The organism is Brachyspira murdochii DSM 12563, assembly GCF_000092845.1.
In the GTDB taxonomy this organism is placed as follows: domain Bacteria; phylum Spirochaetota; class Brachyspiria; order Brachyspirales; family Brachyspiraceae; genus Brachyspira; species Brachyspira murdochii.
In genome coordinates, this window is record NC_014150.1 from 985,726 (window position 1) to 1,003,310 (window position 17,585).

Annotated in this window: 18 protein-coding genes; 11 read left to right on the plus strand and 7 right to left on the minus strand. The window is 27.1% G+C overall.

The window, feature by feature from the left end:
• Positions 1–109: 109 nt before the first annotated feature.
• The 4 genes from flcA to BMUR_RS04210 all read right to left on the minus strand — a co-directional run bounded on the left by flcA (position 110) and on the right by BMUR_RS04210 (position 5,498).
• Positions 110–4,204: a periplasmic flagellar collar protein FlcA gene (gene flcA, locus BMUR_RS04195; protein WP_013113355.1), complete on the minus strand. Its 4,095-nt coding sequence runs from the start codon at positions 4,202–4,204 to the stop codon at positions 110–112.
• A 105-nt stretch (positions 4,205–4,309) separates the two neighbouring features.
• Positions 4,310–4,732, minus strand: coding sequence for a F0F1 ATP synthase subunit epsilon (locus BMUR_RS04200; RefSeq protein WP_013113356.1), 423 nt, complete (start codon positions 4,730–4,732; stop codon positions 4,310–4,312).
• Positions 4,733–4,748: 16 nt separating this feature from the next.
• Positions 4,749–5,054: a hypothetical protein gene (locus BMUR_RS04205; RefSeq protein WP_013113357.1), complete on the minus strand. Its 306-nt coding sequence runs from the start codon at positions 5,052–5,054 to the stop codon at positions 4,749–4,751.
• 30 nt (positions 5,055–5,084) lie between these two features.
• Positions 5,085–5,498 (minus strand): acyl-CoA thioesterase, encoded by a 414-nt coding sequence (locus BMUR_RS04210; RefSeq protein ID WP_013113358.1) that lies wholly within the window; start codon positions 5,496–5,498, stop codon positions 5,085–5,087.
• Positions 5,499–5,686: 188 nt separating this feature from the next.
• Between BMUR_RS04210 and coaD the strand changes: the two genes are divergently transcribed.
• From coaD to BMUR_RS04230, 4 genes are all read left to right on the plus strand, one after another.
• Positions 5,687–6,172: a pantetheine-phosphate adenylyltransferase gene (gene coaD / locus BMUR_RS04215; protein ID WP_013113359.1), complete on the plus strand. Its 486-nt coding sequence runs from the start codon at positions 5,687–5,689 to the stop codon at positions 6,170–6,172.
• A 226-nt stretch (positions 6,173–6,398) separates the two neighbouring features.
• The gene (gene miaB, locus BMUR_RS04220) at positions 6,399–7,706 is read left to right on the plus strand and encodes a tRNA (N6-isopentenyl adenosine(37)-C2)-methylthiotransferase MiaB (protein ID WP_013113360.1); all 1,308 of its coding nucleotides are present in this window, start codon (positions 6,399–6,401) and stop codon (positions 7,704–7,706) included.
• A 17-nt stretch (positions 7,707–7,723) separates the two neighbouring features.
• The gene (locus BMUR_RS04225; RefSeq protein ID WP_013113361.1) at positions 7,724–8,332 is read left to right on the plus strand and encodes a 4'-phosphopantetheinyl transferase family protein; all 609 of its coding nucleotides are present in this window, start codon (positions 7,724–7,726) and stop codon (positions 8,330–8,332) included.
• A 93-nt stretch (positions 8,333–8,425) separates the two neighbouring features.
• Entirely contained in the window at positions 8,426–9,424 is a 999-nt protein-coding gene (locus BMUR_RS04230; protein ID WP_013113362.1) for a FecR family protein, read from the plus strand.
• Here BMUR_RS04230 and BMUR_RS04235 read toward each other — a convergent pair.
• Complete coding sequence (locus tag BMUR_RS04235) at positions 9,421–10,866, minus strand: tetratricopeptide repeat protein (protein WP_013113363.1); 1,446 nt, start codon at positions 10,864–10,866, stop codon at positions 9,421–9,423. The genes BMUR_RS04230 and BMUR_RS04235 overlap by 4 nt on opposite strands.
• A 190-nt stretch (positions 10,867–11,056) precedes the next feature.
• On the opposite strand from BMUR_RS04235, the gene rplU reads away from it, so the two are divergent.
• The 6 genes from rplU (at position 11,057) to selD (ending at position 15,204) form a co-directional block, all read left to right on the plus strand.
• Entirely contained in the window at positions 11,057–11,368 is a 312-nt protein-coding gene (rplU, locus tag BMUR_RS04240; RefSeq protein WP_013113364.1) for a 50S ribosomal protein L21, read from the plus strand.
• On the plus strand, positions 11,368–11,724 hold the full coding sequence (locus tag BMUR_RS04245) for a ribosomal-processing cysteine protease Prp (protein ID WP_013113365.1): 357 nt from the start codon (positions 11,368–11,370) through the stop codon (positions 11,722–11,724). The genes rplU and BMUR_RS04245 overlap by 1 nt, the downstream gene beginning before the upstream one ends.
• Positions 11,714–11,968, plus strand: a complete 255-nt coding sequence (rpmA, locus tag BMUR_RS04250) for a 50S ribosomal protein L27 (protein ID WP_013113366.1) — start codon at positions 11,714–11,716, stop codon at positions 11,966–11,968. The genes BMUR_RS04245 and rpmA overlap by 11 nt, the downstream gene beginning before the upstream one ends.
• Before the next feature lie 111 nt (positions 11,969–12,079).
• Positions 12,080–12,826 (plus strand): BsaWI family type II restriction enzyme, encoded by a 747-nt coding sequence (locus BMUR_RS04255; protein ID WP_013113367.1) that lies wholly within the window; start codon positions 12,080–12,082, stop codon positions 12,824–12,826.
• Positions 12,827–12,829: 3 nt separating this feature from the next.
• Complete coding sequence (locus BMUR_RS04260) at positions 12,830–14,068, plus strand: DNA methyltransferase family protein (protein ID WP_013113368.1); 1,239 nt, start codon at positions 12,830–12,832, stop codon at positions 14,066–14,068.
• Positions 14,069–14,127: 59 nt separating this feature from the next.
• Positions 14,128–15,204, plus strand: a complete 1,077-nt coding sequence (selD, locus tag BMUR_RS04265; protein ID WP_013113369.1) for a selenide, water dikinase SelD — start codon at positions 14,128–14,130, stop codon at positions 15,202–15,204.
• Between the two features lie 426 nt (positions 15,205–15,630).
• On the opposite strand, the gene BMUR_RS04270 is transcribed toward selD, so the two are convergent.
• Together BMUR_RS04270 and BMUR_RS04275 are read right to left on the minus strand one after the other, a co-directional pair.
• Positions 15,631–16,179, minus strand: coding sequence for a DUF2271 domain-containing protein (locus BMUR_RS04270; RefSeq protein ID WP_013113370.1), 549 nt, complete (start codon positions 16,177–16,179; stop codon positions 15,631–15,633).
• Positions 16,180–16,254: 75 nt separating this feature from the next.
• A complete protein-coding gene (locus BMUR_RS04275) occupies positions 16,255–16,764 on the minus strand; it encodes a nitroreductase family protein (protein WP_013113371.1) in 510 nt (169 codons plus the stop codon).
• A 255-nt stretch (positions 16,765–17,019) separates the two neighbouring features.
• On the opposite strand from BMUR_RS04275, the gene BMUR_RS04280 reads away from it, so the two are divergent.
• Positions 17,020–17,556, plus strand: coding sequence for a 5-bromo-4-chloroindolyl phosphate hydrolysis family protein (locus tag BMUR_RS04280; RefSeq protein ID WP_013113372.1), 537 nt, complete (start codon positions 17,020–17,022; stop codon positions 17,554–17,556).
• Positions 17,557–17,585 lie beyond the last annotated feature (29 nt).

The following is a 17,585-nucleotide window of genomic DNA, read 5'->3' on the forward strand; positions in this document are numbered from 1 at the left end:
TCACAATTTTTTTAAACTCTTTTTGATTTAATAATTAAATTATAAATAAAAAAGCAGGACTTATTATGCCCTGCTTTTTATTTATGCAAACCTTTACTATTATCTTAAATTATTTTATATAATACATGTCTTTAGGTATATAATCATCTATAATAACTGATTCTTTTAAATTTCTTCTAGCCTGCATAGACATAATATTATATGTAGCAGCCCCTATATTTTGATCATCAACTAATATAGTTCTTTTTTCTGCTCTTTCCAAATCTATATTAGAAGTTCTAATCTGGTCAAAATATTCGCTTGCCAAAACAAAATGTTTAAATGCTTCCTGTTCATTTACTACAGTATTTGCAGCAGCCGCATTATAAGCGTAAGAAACACCTATATTATTATAAAGGCTAGCCAAATAACTTATAAGTATAAAATCTCTCTCTGTACGCATTTCCAATCTTCCCAAACTGTTGCGTTTAGATAGTACCTGACTTAAAGCATTTCTATAAAAACCATTAGCCAAATTAGCCCTATCCAAATGTAAAAGCGAATTACCTAAAGCATAAGATACTACACTATTGCTAGGGTTTTTCTGGAATAATGCATTAAATCCTTCAAAAGCACTATCATATTCTCCGTCTGCATAATATATCCAAGATAAATTATAAAGCAGCTGATCACTTCTAAGGTTTGGAGCTAAATTATCATAAGCCATCTGATAATACTGTTTGGCTTTAGCATAATCTTTATCTTTATAGAAGTAAACATTACCCAAATTATAATTAGCATCTGGATATACTTCATTAATAGCAAGTGCCTCATTAAAGTTTCTTACAGCATTTCCATATTCGCCCAAATTATAATATATCTGACCTAACATATTATAAACATACTCTTTGCCCTTATTAAAAGGATTAGACTCATATAAAGGCAATGCTGCTGTATTAAGAAGTTCCATAGCTCTGTCATAATGTTTTAATCTTGTCTCATAATCTGCATATCCAACTATAGATTCCAAATTATTAGGATAAGCAGCTAAAAGTTTTTCAAACAATACTCTTGAGCCGTAGAAATCATCTTTATCAAGCAAGTACTGAGCCAATTTAGGATAAACTTCATCATCTATATATCCAGGTTTTAAAAGCTCTATATGATTTTGTAAAGCTTTTACATGCTCATAATTATCCTGATATATCTTTATAAGCATAGCTCTTTTTCTAGGGACAACTCCGTCTCCAAAGAAAGTAACCATATCAATATAATTAGTATAAGCTATATCGTAATACTGAGGCTCTAACATATTTCTAGCTCTGCTTATCATAAGAAGACCGCGTTCATCGTATATAGTTTCTTTTTCTTTCTTCTTACCTGTATAAGCAAGCATATCCTCATATAATTGTTCGCCCAATACATAGTCTTCTTCTGATAATTCCTTTTCACCTTTCTTTCTATAATAGTAACCAAATGTTATTCTAGTTTCAAAATCTCTAGGCTTAATATTTAAAGCACCTTGTATTTTACTGAAAGCATTATTAAAAGTTTCTCTGTCAATATAGGCTCTGGCATATTTATTATACCATTTTATTTGTTTAGGCTTAAGTCTCTCGCCCTCAGCAAAATTACGCTCTGCTTCTTCATAAGCTCCATTTGATATACTTACAAGTCCTTGTTTATAATATTTATTTGCCATTACTGGTTTATAAATAAATTGGAAAGAAAGTATTACCAAAGCAACAAAAAGTACTAAAAATACTGCTGCAACTCTTATTATTTGTCCATAATCTTTTAATGAATTTGGTATAGGTATAAGGTCTATTACATTTTTTCTGCCCTCTTCTTTTATTCCCAAACCTAATTCTTTATTTAAAAGTTCTGTAATAGCTTCGCTGGTTTCGCCTCTCTCTAAAGCATTGAGCAAGGTTTCCATTGAATCTTTATCTATTTTTTCATTAAGTATAGTATCTAAAACATGATATTGTGTAAGAGGAGAAAGATTTTTAATAGCATTTAAAACTTTATCTTTATCTATATCTTTATCAACATCATCATATTTTGAAGCAGGTAAATTATCAGCAGTTTCAGGAGCTGGAAGAGATGTACCTCCTTCAACTATATTAGAAACAGCATTATTTGAAGGTTTTTCTTCATCGTCTAAATTATCTAAATTCAAATCATCATCTGAAGGCTCTTCTTCTTTCTTATCTTCATCTGATAATTCTGATGCTTTTTCTTCTTCCTCATCATCTAATGATAAATTATCTAAATCCAAATCATCATCTGAAGGCTCTTCTTCTTTTTTATCTTCGTCTGATAATTCTGATGCTTTTTCTTCTTCCTCATCATCTAATGATAAATTATCTAAATCCAAATCATCATCTGAAGGCTCTTCTTCTTTTTTATCTTCATCTGATAATTCTGATGCTTTTTCTTCTTCCTCATCATCTAATGATAAATTATCTAAATTCAAATCATCATCTGAAGGCTCTTCTTCTTTTTTATCTTCATCTGATAATTCTGATGCTTTTTCTTCTTCCTCATCATCTAATGATAAATTATTCAAATCCAAATCATCATCTGAAGGCTCTTCTTCTTTCTTATCTTCGTCTGATAATTCTGATGCTTTTTCTTCTTCCTCATCATCTAATGATAAATTATTCAAATCCAAATCATCATCTGAAGGCTCTTCTTCTTTCTTATCTTCATCTGATGATTCTGATGCTTTTTCTTCTTCCTCATCATCTAGTGATAAATTATTCAAATCCAAATCATCATCTGAAGGCTCTTCTTCTTTCTTATCTTCGTCTGATGATTCTGATGCTTTTTCTTCTTCCTCATCATCTAATGATGAATTATTCAAATCCAAATCATCATCTAATGTTTCCTCGGTTTCTTCTTTATCTAAATTATCATCATCTAAAATATTCTCTAAATTATCAAGTTCATTTAAATCATCATCTTCTAATATATCATCTAAACTATCAGATATATCATCAATACCAATATCATTTTCTTTATCATCATTCTCTAATGCTTCATCTTGATACTCATCATCTACATTAGGTAATGTATCTGGCAAAGGAAGATCATCATTTAATACAGGTAATTTATCAGCTTTTATATCATTTTTAACAGAATCTGCTTCATTAATATCTTTTGCAATTTTATCTTCCAATTCTTTATCTTCAGGCAAGCCTAAATCATCGTCATCAGGCAATACATTATCATCTAAATCTTCTGGCAAGCCTAAATCATCATCAGGCAATACATTATCATCTAAATCTTCTGGCAAGCCTAAATCATCATCATCTGTTGGTAAGGCATTGTCTGCTAAATCTTCTGGCAGACCTAAATCATCATCATCTGTTGGTAAGGCATTGTCTGCTAAATCTTCTGGTAAGTCCAAATTATCTACATCAGCTGACAATTTATCATCGCTTTCTGGCAAGTCCAAATTATCTACATCAGCTGACAATTTATCATCGCTTTCTGGCAAGTCCAAATTATCCACATCGGCTGACAATTTATCATCGCTTTCTGGCAAGTCCAAATTATCCACATCGGCTGACAATTTATCATCGCTTTCTGGCAAGTCCAAATTATCCACATCGGCTGACAATTTATCATCACTTTCTGGCAAGTCCAAATTATCCACATCGGCTGACAATTTATCATCACTTTCTGGCAAGTCCAAATTATCCACATCGGCTGACAATTTATCATCACTTTCTGGCAAGTCCAAATTATCTACATCAGCTGACAATTTATCATCGCTTTCTGGCAAGTCCAAATTATCCACATCAGCTGACAATTTATCATTTTCTGCATTACCCAAATCTTCAGGTAAGCCTAAATCATCTGTATTGTTTAACGATTTATCATCATCTTTTGGATTATCATATAAATCCAAATCTTCCAAAGCACCCAAATCATTTAATGAATCATCATCTCCATATAGATCATCAGGTAAATCTAAATCATCAGAAGACTTATTATCCTCCTGCACTATCTCATCATCAGGCAAATCTAAACTATCCAAATCATCAATAGAAGGCAAACCATTATCTTCTGACGGTATAGAACTTGCCATATGTTCATCTGTAAAAACTGACTTAAAACGGTCATAGTCCTCTTGTGATATTTCTTTTGGTAATGCTTTATTTCCTATTAAAAAAGCAATACTTCCTAGTCTTTCTAAATCTTCTATTTTAGGCATATTCAATCATCTAATATAAATTTTTTAGTTAACATATTAATTATATTAAAGCTATAAAAATATGTCAACTAAATTATCGGATAATAATAAAATCACAATAGCATATTATTTAGAAGAAATTTCTATTTGTTTTTTTAATTTGTCAATTTTTTCATTATTTCTCCTAGCCTCTTCGGCATTGATAACCATTTGCTTAGATAATCTGTTTATTTCTTCATTTAACAGTACTGTATCTATATCCTTTGGATACAAAGCCTGCTCTACTAATATACCAATAACATTATTAGTAACTTCAGCTATACCGTCTTCTACATACATATTAATGAGCTTATTATCTTCACTATATACTCTAAGCTCCCCATAACCTATACGTACAATATATGGACAATGATCCAAATATATAGAAACATATCCATTACTAGAAGGTATTTCTACATGATCTATACGCATAGACCTCAATATTGGAGCATTTCTAGTGATTACAGAACAAGTTAATGCCTTTTTATTTTTTTTAGTAGCAACTGCCATATTCAAACTCACAAAATTAAATTATATTCTTATATTTTAAAATAAAAATAATAAATATCAATGATAATACAAGTAAAACAAGCAATATTATTGAAACAAAAAATAAAAAACGTACAACTATCTTTAATGAATTAATCTCTGAATAAACAGACTGAAACTCTTTTCCTACTTTAGCCTCTATTTTTTCAGTTATCTCTTTTTCACGTTCATCTATCTTATCATACAATTTTTTAGCCTTACTTTCCATAGCCGTGTTTTTTACGATATCGCCTACCATGTTGGCTGAAGAAAGAACAGTTAATACAATATTAAGCCAATTCATAATTACCTCTTTTTTTTAGTATATAAAAAATTACTTGCCTTTAGACATTATTTCATATAAATAATCATCTGGTTTTACTATATCTCCGCTTTTTTTATTTACAAATGGGTGAAGAGTATAGCCCGTGCTGTATAGTATATCATTTTCTTTGCTTCTTATCTCATATTTTAATTTTAATGACGCATTTCTTAATTTATCTACACTTGTATGAACAACTATAACATCATCATACTTTATAGAAATCTTATAATCTACAAATGCCTCTTTTACTGGAAGCATTACATTATACTTTTCTTCCATATCTTTATATGAAATACCAAGTTCGCGTAAAAGTTCCGTTCTTCCTATTTCAAAATATCTTAAATAATTAGAATGATAAACCACTCCCATTTGGTCTGTATCAGCATATATCACTCTTATTTCTGTTTTATTAACGTGAGCCATAAAATAACTCCTAATAATTGATAAATATTGCCTAATATTATAACATATAATAACTTATATACAAATTTATATTTTGTAAATATACTCAAATTATTTAAATCACAATTATAATACATGCATTATAATTTATATATAAAAATAATGCTTTTTTGTTGATATTATATCAATTTTGTATATAATTTATTAGTATGAAAAATGGAAAAGTAATATTTCCGGGTACTTTTGACCCTTTCACATTAGGACATCTCGATGTTCTTTACAGACTTGCTGATATATTTGAAAAAGTTTATATATCTGTAGCTGTTAATTTAGAGAAATCTCCTACTTTCACTATAGAAGAAAGAATGAATATGATTAAAAAAGTAGTAGGTGATAACAATACTATAGAAATAGTATCAATATCCGGACTTGTTACAGAATATATGAAACAAAATGATATAAAAGTATTAGCAAGAGGCATAAGAGACAGTGAAGATTTATATTATGAGTTAAAAATGTCAAGAATGAATAAATTATTATATCCGGAAATGGACACCATATTTTTACATACATCAGAACATTATTCTTATGTAAGTTCTTCTTTAATAAAACAAATATTAAAATTTAACGGACCTATAGAAGGATTAGTACCTGAAATTTTAGTTGAAGATATAAAAGCTAAATTTATAAAATAATAATGTATGTTTATATATTACGTTTTATTTATATGAATAAACTCTATTGATATTATATTAATTTTATATATAATCACTTCTAACAAAAAACATTTATTTTTTACATGTTATAATATTATAAGATTTTAATATAGATTTAACTGTAAAAAACTATATTGTTTACAGTATAAATAAATAGTATAATTAAAATTATAAAACATAAATTATAAAAAATAAAGATTGGAATATGAAAAACTTTTATTTAGAAAATTACGGCTGCCAAATGAATAAGGCAGATTCAAACAGTTTAATTAATTCACTCATGCAGGAAGGTTTTATACAAACAGAAAATTATGAAAATGCTGATAATATAATAATAAATACATGCAGTGTAAGAGCACATGCTGAAGAGAGAGTATTTTCAAGAGTAAAACTATTTAATGCAAATAGAAAAAAGAATAAAAAAGACACAAAAATAATAATTATGGGCTGTATGGCTCAAACTTCAAAAGAAAAATTGGAAAGTCTTGGGGTTAATAAAATATTTGATGTATATAACGAAGTAAATATAATAGATTATCTTAAAGACGAAGAAGTTTTTGTAAGGAAGTTTAATGATAATTACATATTTAATAAGTCATACGTAGATGAAGATAAGCCGCATAAGGCATTTATACCTATATCGCATGGCTGTAATAATTGGTGCACATACTGTATAGTACCTCATACACGCGGTAAAATGGTAAGCAGAAAATCATACGAAATTATAGAAGAATTAAAAAGATTAATAGACGACGGAGCTAAAGAGATAACCCTTTTAGGGCAGAATGTTAATTCATACGGGCTTGACATTGATAATGAGATTAATTTTACAGAATTATTATACAAAATTGATAAAGTTATTGATGAAAAAAGTAAAAATAAAGTGTGGATAAGATTTTTAACTTCTCACCCGAAAGATTTTGATAAGGATTTAGCTGATGCTATATGGAATCTAAACAGTTTATGCAAGCATATACATTTACCTTTTCAAAGCGGTTCAGACAGAATATTAAAACTTATGAATAGAAAATATACAAAGGAAGAATATTTAACAAAAGTATCATATTTAAGAGATTATGCTAAAGATTTCCCTATTTCTACAGATGTAATAGTAGGTTATGCCGATGAAACAGAAGATGAATATAATGAAACATTAGAACTACTTGAAAGTATAGGTTTTGAAGAAGCATATTTATATAAATATTCTGAAAGAGAAGGCTCTATAGCATACAAGAAAAGAGTAGAATATGATAAAGCATCAGGGGCAAGAAGACTCACAAAATTAGTAAATTATCAAAGAGAATTGGCTCAAAAACTATTAGCTAATCAGGTTGGTAAAAAAACTTCTGTTATGATAGATGATACAGCAAAAGATAATATGCATTATTTATGCAGGAGTAAAGAAAACAGGATAATACTCATAAAAAAAGAAAAAGAACTTAATATGGGTGATATTTTTAATGCGGAAGTTGCCGAAATAAAAAGCCATACACTAATAGGAAAATTTATTTAAATTATAAGGTTAATTTTATGACTTACTTAGAATACAGCTTTAATGAAAATAGCGGCAGAGAGAACTCAAGAAAAACATTAGAAAATATTATACTTTCTATGGCTAATACTCATTATAATAAAAATAACCTTACTATAGAGAGAGCGGAAAATAAAAAACCTTATTTCAAAAATGAAAATATATATTTCAACGGCACTCATACTTCAGATTTATTTGCTTCTGTTATGAGTGAAGATTATGATGTAGGGATAGATGCAGAAAAAATAAAAAAAAGAGATTTTTTTGATATAGCAAAAGAATATTTTTATGAAAGCGAAATTAAATATCTTGAGAATACTCACAAATTGGAAATAGATTTTTTTACTATATGGACAATAAAAGAAGCGTATATAAAAATGCTTGGGAAAACTATATTCGATATAAAAAATGCTCCGGAAGTTGATTTAATTGAAAGAGTAATAAAAAATGCTGATGATATATTTTTTGCTTCTTTTATACTTGATGACTTATATATAATAAGCATATGCCTTAATACTAAAAATGAAGTTAATCTAAGTCTTAAAGATTTTAATTTAAATATGCTATTTACCTACCCTACTTTGCCAAATATTGATATAAAAATATAAATTTTATTAGTATTGACTTTTTTAATTCAAAAATATAAACTTGTATTACTTAGTGGGATTTGTTATGTTTTTTAATTTTACTAAGGAGTATTTATGATAAATAGAATATTTTTAATACTATTTGCTTTATCATTCAGCAATATTTTATTATCTCAGGATATTTCTTTTAAAGTTACTGGAATATCCGGAATAGCTTTTATAGAAAAAACAGATATAAATAAATCATTGAGAGCCTTCAGAGGAAGCGAAATACATAAAGAATACAGATTAAGGACAATTTCTAATACTCAAGTTGAACTTACTTTAAGCAGAAGAGGCGATAAAGTAGGAGAAATTATAGTTCCTCAAAATACTATAATACTTGTTAATCCTCCGCTTACAAAAGATGATAATACAATTTCATTATCATTATTAGGAGGATATATAAGTGTTTATATAGAAAAAAATATGGGAGTTTCTATTGAAATACATACAGCAAATACATCTTCTATAGTAAAAGGAACGGAATTTGAAGTAGCATTTGCTGAAAACGGCTCTAGTATCGTTATTCTTAAAGACGGAAATGTTGATATTGTTACAGATAATGATGAAACTATATTAAAGCCTAGAGAAGCATATATAAATACGATAGATAATAATTATAAAGTAATTAATCAAAACTCTGACAGCGATCCTATAGTATTTTTAAATAAAGGCGAAGAAGCTTCCAGAGAAAATTTTTTATCTACAATAGAAAATTTAATGAATGCTATGGAAAATATACCAAATAACAATAATAACTATAATTTTGTTTCATTTACAAGTACAGAAATAGAAGAAAATGAGAAGAAAATAAAAGAGCTTGAATTAAAACAGCAGAGAATGACAGCAGCAAATGAAGGATATTACAATACCATAATAAAATTAATTAATTTAAACTCTGATAATAGAAATGAGATGATATCATATGCAAGAAAGTCATTAAGCATATATATGGCCAATCAGAGAGCTATATCAAAAATGAATAATGCTGTTTATAAAACAAGAGAAAAATTTGATAGAATAAGAAAGAAATTTGATGATAGAATGAGTGCTTCAGCATATAATAATTAATAATCAAATATATTTTTTATTTCCGAATATTTTCTAAGTTTAGATATATAAAAATTTCTGTCATATTCTGCTAAAAGTATCTTAGCCCTATTTATAAACTCATCTTCATCATAAACTATTAAATCTATATAAATATTATTTATACCAATGGCTCCGCCAAGTAAAAGCCCTATATCCTTTCCCCTATAACCCAAAACTTCCTTTTCTAATCTTTCAAGTATCTCATATCTTTCATTAAGTATTTCTCTTCTTATCTCATCATTATCATTTTCATCATCATAAGTATAACTTAAAAACAAAGCCCTTGCACCGCATTTTGATATTTCTACTATATCATAAACATTTTCATTATAATAATCATTAATAGTTTCATAATATAAAGTATTTCCAGCTATTATGTCATACCTAAGTATATCAATATTTTTAGGTTCAAAAGTATATGAAAAATACTGTTTTAGAGGATCTCTTATAAATTCTTTTCTGTAAAACTGTAATGTCTTTTTTATATACTCTTCAAGTTCTGTAAGAGATATCATATTATATAGTTTATTGCTGCTTATATCAACATATCTTATATATATCCTAGACAATCCCTCCCCTATAGAATTTTCCATCATAATAAAAAATATATTATACGCTTCTTCTTTATCCAAATTATTTAATTCCGTATTATAAAATATCAAATCGAATTTATCATTTTCTTCATCAAACTCTATTTTTATAAGAACTTCCTGCATTTCTATCTTTTTATTTTGAACCTCTATAGAAAAATTAATCCCCTCAGAACTAGGAAGATAAGGCAAAAAAGTCCATTTTTCTTTTAATTTATAAGGCATAGAAGATATTACTTTAGGTATAAGATAAAAAAGATAATTTTTCCCGTCTACAGTAAAAATAAACTCATAATTTTTATTAATATTAAATGATATATTATCTGATATAATTTTAACTCCGCTTGAAACAAAATTAACCAAATCATCATGATTATTTTCAATCATACTTGAAATATATGCTTCATTTTCTTCAAACCATTTCCAAAATAGATTAATTCTTTCTATAAAATTTATACCATTATCATCATCTTCAAAACATAAAGTATATAATCTTTTAGCTGATTCTTCTATTTCTATATTTTTATGTCCGTCCATAAGTTCTATAGTTTTATAAAAATATTGTTTTGCTTTATCTTTTTCATTTTTATAAAAATAAGAATACCCTGCCCTGAAATTCCATAAAGGATCATCTATTCCGTCCTCTCTAATATACATAAGATTATCCAATGCTTCATCATAATTTTGAGTATTATTCAAAGCCCTTGCAAGTAATGATATAGCATCATAATCTCTCTCTGATTCCTCCATAGAATATACAATCTCTATTATTCTATAATGTTCGTCATTATTATGTAAAGTCTCTATTTTTTCTAATAATTTTTTATCCATTCCTAATAGCCCTATAAATATATTACAATACTTTTACAAAAAAATCTATTTATTATAATATATTAATTTATTTGTAAGTTAGTATCAGTTTTTTGTTTTTATGCTTGACAAAATTATATTATTGTAGTATCATATGTTACTCATAGTACTGTAAAAAATAAAAATATATATAAATTGGAGATAAGCTATAATGTATGCAATTGTAGAAGTAAAAGGCAAACAATATAAGGTAGAAAAAGGCCAGGATATCTTAGTAGAATATCTAGGCGATGAAGCTAAAGATGCTCCGGAAATAAAAACACTGCTTCTCAAAAAAGATGATGAAAGTGTTTTAGTGGGTACTCCTTATGTTGAAGGCGTAAAAGTAAGTTCTAAAATAATAGAAATGATGAAAGGCGATAAAGTAGTTATAGGAAAACATAAAAGAAGAAAAGACTACAGAAGAAAAACAGGTCATAGACATAAATACCATAAAATCACTATTGAAGATATATCTCTTTAATGGCTTCTTTTGTTCATATAGTTTATAATAGTAATTCTATTATGAAATGTATAACAGTTGAAGGTCATGCTGGTATAAAAAAGTTCGGCGAAGGTTATGAGGTTTGTATAGCTTTAAGCGTACTTACTCAGGCTATGTACAAAGCCCTTTTATCAACTATTGGAAAAAAATTCCTGCAATATAAGAAAGATGACGGGCTTTTAAGTTTAGAGTTAATCAATTTTGATAAGCTTGATACTGATAAAATAAAAGAATATGAATTAGTTAGTAATGGATATTTGATAGGTATAAAATCTTTAATTAAAGAGTATCCTGATTTTATAAAATATAAAGAGGAGTATAAAAATGGCACATAAAAAAGGCGGAGGAAGTTCCAAAAACGGACGCGACAGCCAATCTAAACGCTTAGGTGTTAAAGTTTACGGCGGTCAAAAAGTTATATCAGGCAACATTATAGTTAGACAACGCGGTACTCAGTTCCATGCAGGAAACAATGTTGATATAGGCAGAGATCATACTATATTCGCTACCGCTTCTGGTTATGTTAAGTTCCATACTAACAAATTTGGAAAGAAAACTATTTCAGTTGTTGCTGAATAATTAAAATAATTTTTTATTTGATAAAATTTGATATCTCAGTTAATTTTAACTGGGATATTTTTTTAATATATTTATCCAGTAAAAATATAAAAATTAATAACTATATAAAAGATGATTAACAAAGAAGAATTAAAAGAAATACAAGAAATAGAATCTAAATATTATATGATTCCTCTAATTAAAAGACTAAGTAATTATGCAATAAATAATAATTGGATATTAGCTTTCAACTACTTATATAATGTTATAGTAGATTCCAAAGAAGATGTTGAAATATTAATAGAAAATCGTATTAAAAATAATGAAATAAAAGACAAAAGTCAAGCAAGAAAATCAATAGCAGGTAATGCATTTCAATCTATATTAATATATACATTTCTTAAATGTAAAGAAAATAACTTAATAAGAAATGATATTTTTATAACATCTAAAAAAAATAAATTAGATTTCCTAAATGATTTATATACAATAAAAGTTGGTGAAGAAACTCAAAAACCAGATTGTGATATTGTAATATATAAATTGGATAAAACTAATAATTTACAATCATGCTTAATACTATCTTTAAAGACTTCATTAAGAGAAAGAGCAGGTCAAACTTATAAGTGGAAATTGTTAATGGAAATAGCAATAGATGATAGTAATAAGATTAAAGATAAATATGAATTAGAATACAATCCAAAGGTAAAACCTTATGTTGGATTTGTCACAGTAAATTTTTATAATGAAATAAATAATCCACAGCAAAGAGGAATGTTTAAATTTTTTGATAAAGCTTTTATAGCAAAACAATTAGATAATTATAGTTTTATATCCCCTCTTTCAAGTATAGTCGATTTTTTAAATAAGGATTTTTAATATATGTATAATTCTTTTTACAATCAAAAATATGACTTTAAAGAAATTACATATTCTAAATCATTTCCCAATTTACATAAATATCCAGCTGCTATGCTTCCTCAAATAGGTATAGAAATATTAAATGAGTTAAACATAAAAAATGGTAAATTATTAGATCCATATTGTGGCAGTGGTTCCTCTTTTATATCAGCATTAGAATCTAATATATACAATTTTGAAGGATATGACTATAACCCATTGGCAATACTAATATGCAAAGTAAAATTTACTAAAATAGATATAAATATGCTCATTAAAGAATATAATCTTATAAAAAATAAAATTAATAGCAAAAATTATTTTGATAGTGTAAAAGATAAATTATATGACTACATTCCAACTTTTAAAAATATGGAATATTGGTACTCAGAAAATGTAAAAATAAAACTTGCATTGCTAAAGTGTATAATTTCGGATATTAAAAATAATGATAATATTAAAGATTTTATATTGCTTACATTTTTAGAAACAGTTAGAACATTTTCTTATACAAGAAATAATGAATTTAAATTATATAGAATAAAAAATGAAGATATAATATCTTTTAATGAAGATGTTAATTCTTATTTTTTAACTAGATTAATGACTAATATAGAATTTTATAAAAATTATTATTATAAATATTTTAATAATAAAATTAATGCTGTATTTTATAATGAAGCCTTTTCAAATAAAGAAAAAAAATTTAATGTTGTATTAACTAGTCCTCCTTATGGAGATAGTAAAACTACTGTTGCATATGGTCAATTCTCTTTCTTTGCTAATTTATGGCTTGGTAACAATGATGCTAGAAAAATAGATAATATGCTAATGGGAGGAAAAAATAAAAAACAATTACTAAATGATTCTATAATATCAGAACAAATTTATAATATTAATAAGATAGATAAAAAAAGAGCTTTAGAAGTATCATCATTTTATATTGATTTAAGAGATTCAATTAAAATTGTTTCAAACAGCATACTTGATGGAGGTTATGCTATATATATTGTTGGAAATAGAGTTGTAAAAAATGAATATTTAAATACTGATAAATTTATAGCTGAGAGTTTTGAAAGAGAAAATCTAAAACATTTATTTACTTATAAAAGGATAATAAGCAACAAAAGAATGCCGCTTAAAAATTCTCCAACAAATAAAAAAGGATTATTATCAAATACTATGACAGAAGAATTTATAGTTGTACTTAGAAAAAGCTAGTTTGACATTTTCTATCATTTTAGTATAATTTTAAATAATATTTTTTATAGGTGTTTATTATGTCAAATATTACAAATAATTCGGAAGAAAATAAAGAACAAATTCAGCTTTTATCATGTGCTTTGGAAGGAGGCTGTTCAGCTAAAATTCCTCCAGACCTGCTTGAAAAAACTCTAGCTCCAATAATGCAGACTAAGGTAGACTCTAATCTACTTTCTGATGTAGATATAGGAGATGATGCGGGAGTTTATAAAATCTCTGATGATAATGCTATAATATTTACAGTAGACTATTTCCCTCCTGTTATAGCAGACCCTTACGGATTTGGTCAGATTGCTGCCTGCAATGCCATAAGTGATATATACGCTATGGGAGGAGAACCTAAACTAGCTTTAAATATCACAATGTTTCCTAAAGATGATTCATTAAATATATTAGCAAGCATATTAAAAGGCGGTCAGGATAAGGCTGCAGAAGCAGGAGTATTGGTTGTAGGAGGACATACTATAACAGACACCAATGTAAAATATGGAATGGCTGTTGTAGGCTTTGCTAATCCTAATAAAATTACAACAAATGCTGCTGCTAAAGAAGGAGATATAATTATACTTACTAAACCGCTTGGTACAGGTGCTTGTCTTGCTGCTATGAGGCAGGGACTTATAAAAGAAGAAGATATAAAAGATGTTTTTAACTCTATGAAAACATTAAACAAAAAAGCATGTGCTGTTATGAACAAATATAATGTTAAATGTGCTACTGATATTACAGGATTTGGACTTATAGGACATTCATACAAAATGGCTAAAGCAAGCGATGTTACAATAGAAATACAGTTATCTGCTTTACCTATGTTTAATAAAAGCTATGAAGTACTTGATATGGGCTGCATACCTGGTGCTGCTTTTACTAATATGCGTTATGTAGGGGAAAATATATTAGCAGATGATGATGTTGACTATAATTTAAAAATGCTCTCTTTTGACCCTCAGACAGCAGGAGGTTTATTTATATGTGCTGATAAAAATAATGCAGAAAATATTCTTGCTGATTTATGGAGAGAAGGAATTGACTGTGCTTCCATAATAGGTAAAGTTCATAAAAAAGAAAAAGAATACATACATTTGGTTAAATAAACTATTAATAAATAAATTTTTATTAAAAAGCCTGCAAAGTATAAAAAATACAATGCAGGTCTTTTTATTTTTTATATATTAGACTTGTTTCAAAACTAAATTAAAAAAATATTTATACTATTTTAATTTTCAGTATTTTTGTTTTTATAACTGGGGCTTTGCCCTTACGAAGTACACAGAGTGCCGCTCTGCGTGCTTACGCAAAGCCCTACTTCTTTTGCCGTCCGCTCTGTGTGCCGTAGGCAGGCGAGAAGCAGGCACAGCCCACAGTCGCGAAGGACTACATATTTATATATTAAAGCGATAAATTATACAACATGTAAAACATATAATTTATGTAATAATTAATATTATATAAATTAGCATAAAATAACAAACTATTAAAATTATTTGTCAAGTACTTTTGAAACAAGTCTATTTAACTAATTAAGGAATAAAACTTACAGTAACATTTTTTATTATATCAATAGTTTTAGCCTCTTCTTTAGAATATTTAGCCTCTGACTTTTTGGTCTCAGCATTATTTCCTATATTTATATAAGAAGTGTAAAGCACATTATTATCCTGATATATTGTGGCTTCCACAACTATTTTATATGTTCCATTTTTAACTGCCCTACCCTTTGAATCTTTACAGTCCCAAACTATATTAACTTTACCAGTTTTAGGTGTAGATTTTGACACTGCATCAACTATTCTTTTATCTAAATTAACAGCATCAGCTTTAATCTGCCAGTTATTCAAAGACTGAGGTCTTCTCTTCCAGCCTTCCCTTCTTCCAGTGAAATCTGTGATATATATAGTAGTTATATAATTACCCTTATCATCTTCTGCCCAAACAGCTATTTGATTGCTTGAATATCCAGCTCTTTTGGTATAGTCAAAACTAATATTAACTTTTTTAGAAGAACTTTGAGCATAATTTTCATTTGCATAAAAAGATATAAAAATCATAAATATTATAAGTTTTTTCATAAGATAAAACTCCTTTATTTATAAATTTATTTTTTATCACAGTTCTTTTATTTATAATATTAATTATTAAATATATTAATATTTTTCATAGTGTATTTTATTAGGTTCAAATCTATCAGGCATTTGGGGTTCTCCGTCAGCATACCCTACAACTACCATTCCCAAAGGCTTAATATGTTCTGGTAAATTAAATAATTTTATAACCTCATTCATTCTCTCTTCACGCGGAGCAAGCCCAATCCATACAGTACCCAAATCTTTAGCCTTAGCAGCAAGCATCATATTTTCCAAAGCAGCCGAACAGTTCTGCTGCCAATAAAGTTTACCAGACTCATCAGATAAATCTCCGCATATAATAATAGCCATAGGAGCAGTTTCAAGCATTTTAGCATATGGGTGAAAATCCATTATTTTATCAAGTGTATCTCTATTTTTTATAACGATAAACTCCCAATTTCTCCTATTATTAGCTGAAGGAGCATACATAGCAGCTTTAAGCATATATTCTACCTTTTCATCTTCAACTTGTTTGCCTTTGATGTATTTTCTTATGCTTCTTCTTGTAAAAAGAATATCTTCGCTCATTTTTTATCCTCCTAAAATAAATTGTTATAGTATTATAACATTAATAAAAAAATTGTAAATTAAAGGTTAAAACTCATAGCTATTTTGAATTATGTATACAAAAATTGAATATATTATTATTGTAAATAATTAATCTCTTGCAAATATTACATTAATTATTTATAATATACTTGTTATAGTAATAAAAATATCTTTCATTGTTAAAATACACTTATTTTGAAGTTTATTAATATTTAGTTTATTTAGAGGATATATATGGCAAGAGATGAAGATGATATTATTTTTCAAAAATTAAGGCAGAATGTTCAAAGAAATTTCCCAAGAGAAGATGATAAAAATAATTATAGTATGAATAATTATAAAAATGAAAATTATTCTAATAAAGATAGTTTAATAATCTTAGAAACTCAAAGAAATGTAGAAAAAATTACAGATTTATCAAAAAAAATAAACGATGCTGAACTCACTCCGGCATTAAAAGAAATGATATCAATATTAGAAGAAATGGTAAATTACAGCAAGGTAAATAAAGAGGGAGAGAAAAAACTTGAAAAAATTAATGAGTATCATCTTCCAACCGCTGTAAAAATGCTTAATTCATATATAGATTTCTGCAATTTTCCTGTAAAAAATGCTAATATGGAAAAAACAGCTCAGGAAATAGAAGATGTTATAATAAAATTAAATGAAGCGTTAAAAAGTATGCTTGTAGAAATGAATCAGAATAAACTAATGGATATAAACAGCGATATAGATGTATTAAAAACTATGCTTGAAAAAGATGGTTTATAATAAAAAATAATATAAAATACGGAGAAATT

What these genes read in the sequence shown, in the direction of transcription:
- coaD (WP_013113359.1), top strand. Translation starts at nt 5,687, where the DNA reads ATGAAAAATGGAAAAGTAATATTTCCGGGTACTTTTGACCCTTTCACA.
- flcA (WP_013113355.1), bottom strand. Translation starts at nt 4,204, where the DNA reads ATGCCTAAAATAGAAGATTTAGAAAGACTAGGAAGTATTGCTTTTTTA.
- BMUR_RS04210 (WP_013113358.1), bottom strand. Translation starts at nt 5,498, where the DNA reads ATGGCTCACGTTAATAAAACAGAAATAAGAGTGATATATGCTGATACA.
- selD (WP_013113369.1), top strand. Translation starts at nt 14,128, where the DNA reads ATGTCAAATATTACAAATAATTCGGAAGAAAATAAAGAACAAATTCAG.
- rpmA (WP_013113366.1), top strand. Translation starts at nt 11,714, where the DNA reads ATGGCACATAAAAAAGGCGGAGGAAGTTCCAAAAACGGACGCGACAGC.
- BMUR_RS04235 (WP_013113363.1), bottom strand. Translation starts at nt 10,866, where the DNA reads ATGGATAAAAAATTATTAGAAAAAATAGAGACTTTACATAATAATGAC.
- BMUR_RS04255 (WP_013113367.1), top strand. Translation starts at nt 12,080, where the DNA reads ATGATTAACAAAGAAGAATTAAAAGAAATACAAGAAATAGAATCTAAA.
- BMUR_RS04225 (WP_013113361.1), top strand. Translation starts at nt 7,724, where the DNA reads ATGACTTACTTAGAATACAGCTTTAATGAAAATAGCGGCAGAGAGAAC.
- BMUR_RS04200 (WP_013113356.1), bottom strand. Translation starts at nt 4,732, where the DNA reads ATGGCAGTTGCTACTAAAAAAAATAAAAAGGCATTAACTTGTTCTGTA.
- BMUR_RS04230 (WP_013113362.1), top strand. Translation starts at nt 8,426, where the DNA reads ATGATAAATAGAATATTTTTAATACTATTTGCTTTATCATTCAGCAAT.
- BMUR_RS04205 (WP_013113357.1), bottom strand. Translation starts at nt 5,054, where the DNA reads ATGAATTGGCTTAATATTGTATTAACTGTTCTTTCTTCAGCCAACATG.
- miaB (WP_013113360.1), top strand. Translation starts at nt 6,399, where the DNA reads ATGAAAAACTTTTATTTAGAAAATTACGGCTGCCAAATGAATAAGGCA.
- rplU (WP_013113364.1), top strand. Translation starts at nt 11,057, where the DNA reads ATGTATGCAATTGTAGAAGTAAAAGGCAAACAATATAAGGTAGAAAAA.
- BMUR_RS04260 (WP_013113368.1), top strand. Translation starts at nt 12,830, where the DNA reads ATGTATAATTCTTTTTACAATCAAAAATATGACTTTAAAGAAATTACA.
- BMUR_RS04245 (WP_013113365.1), top strand. Translation starts at nt 11,368, where the DNA reads ATGGCTTCTTTTGTTCATATAGTTTATAATAGTAATTCTATTATGAAA.
- BMUR_RS04280 (WP_013113372.1), top strand. Translation starts at nt 17,020, where the DNA reads ATGGCAAGAGATGAAGATGATATTATTTTTCAAAAATTAAGGCAGAAT.
- BMUR_RS04275 (WP_013113371.1), bottom strand. Translation starts at nt 16,764, where the DNA reads ATGAGCGAAGATATTCTTTTTACAAGAAGAAGCATAAGAAAATACATC.
- BMUR_RS04270 (WP_013113370.1), bottom strand. Translation starts at nt 16,179, where the DNA reads ATGAAAAAACTTATAATATTTATGATTTTTATATCTTTTTATGCAAAT.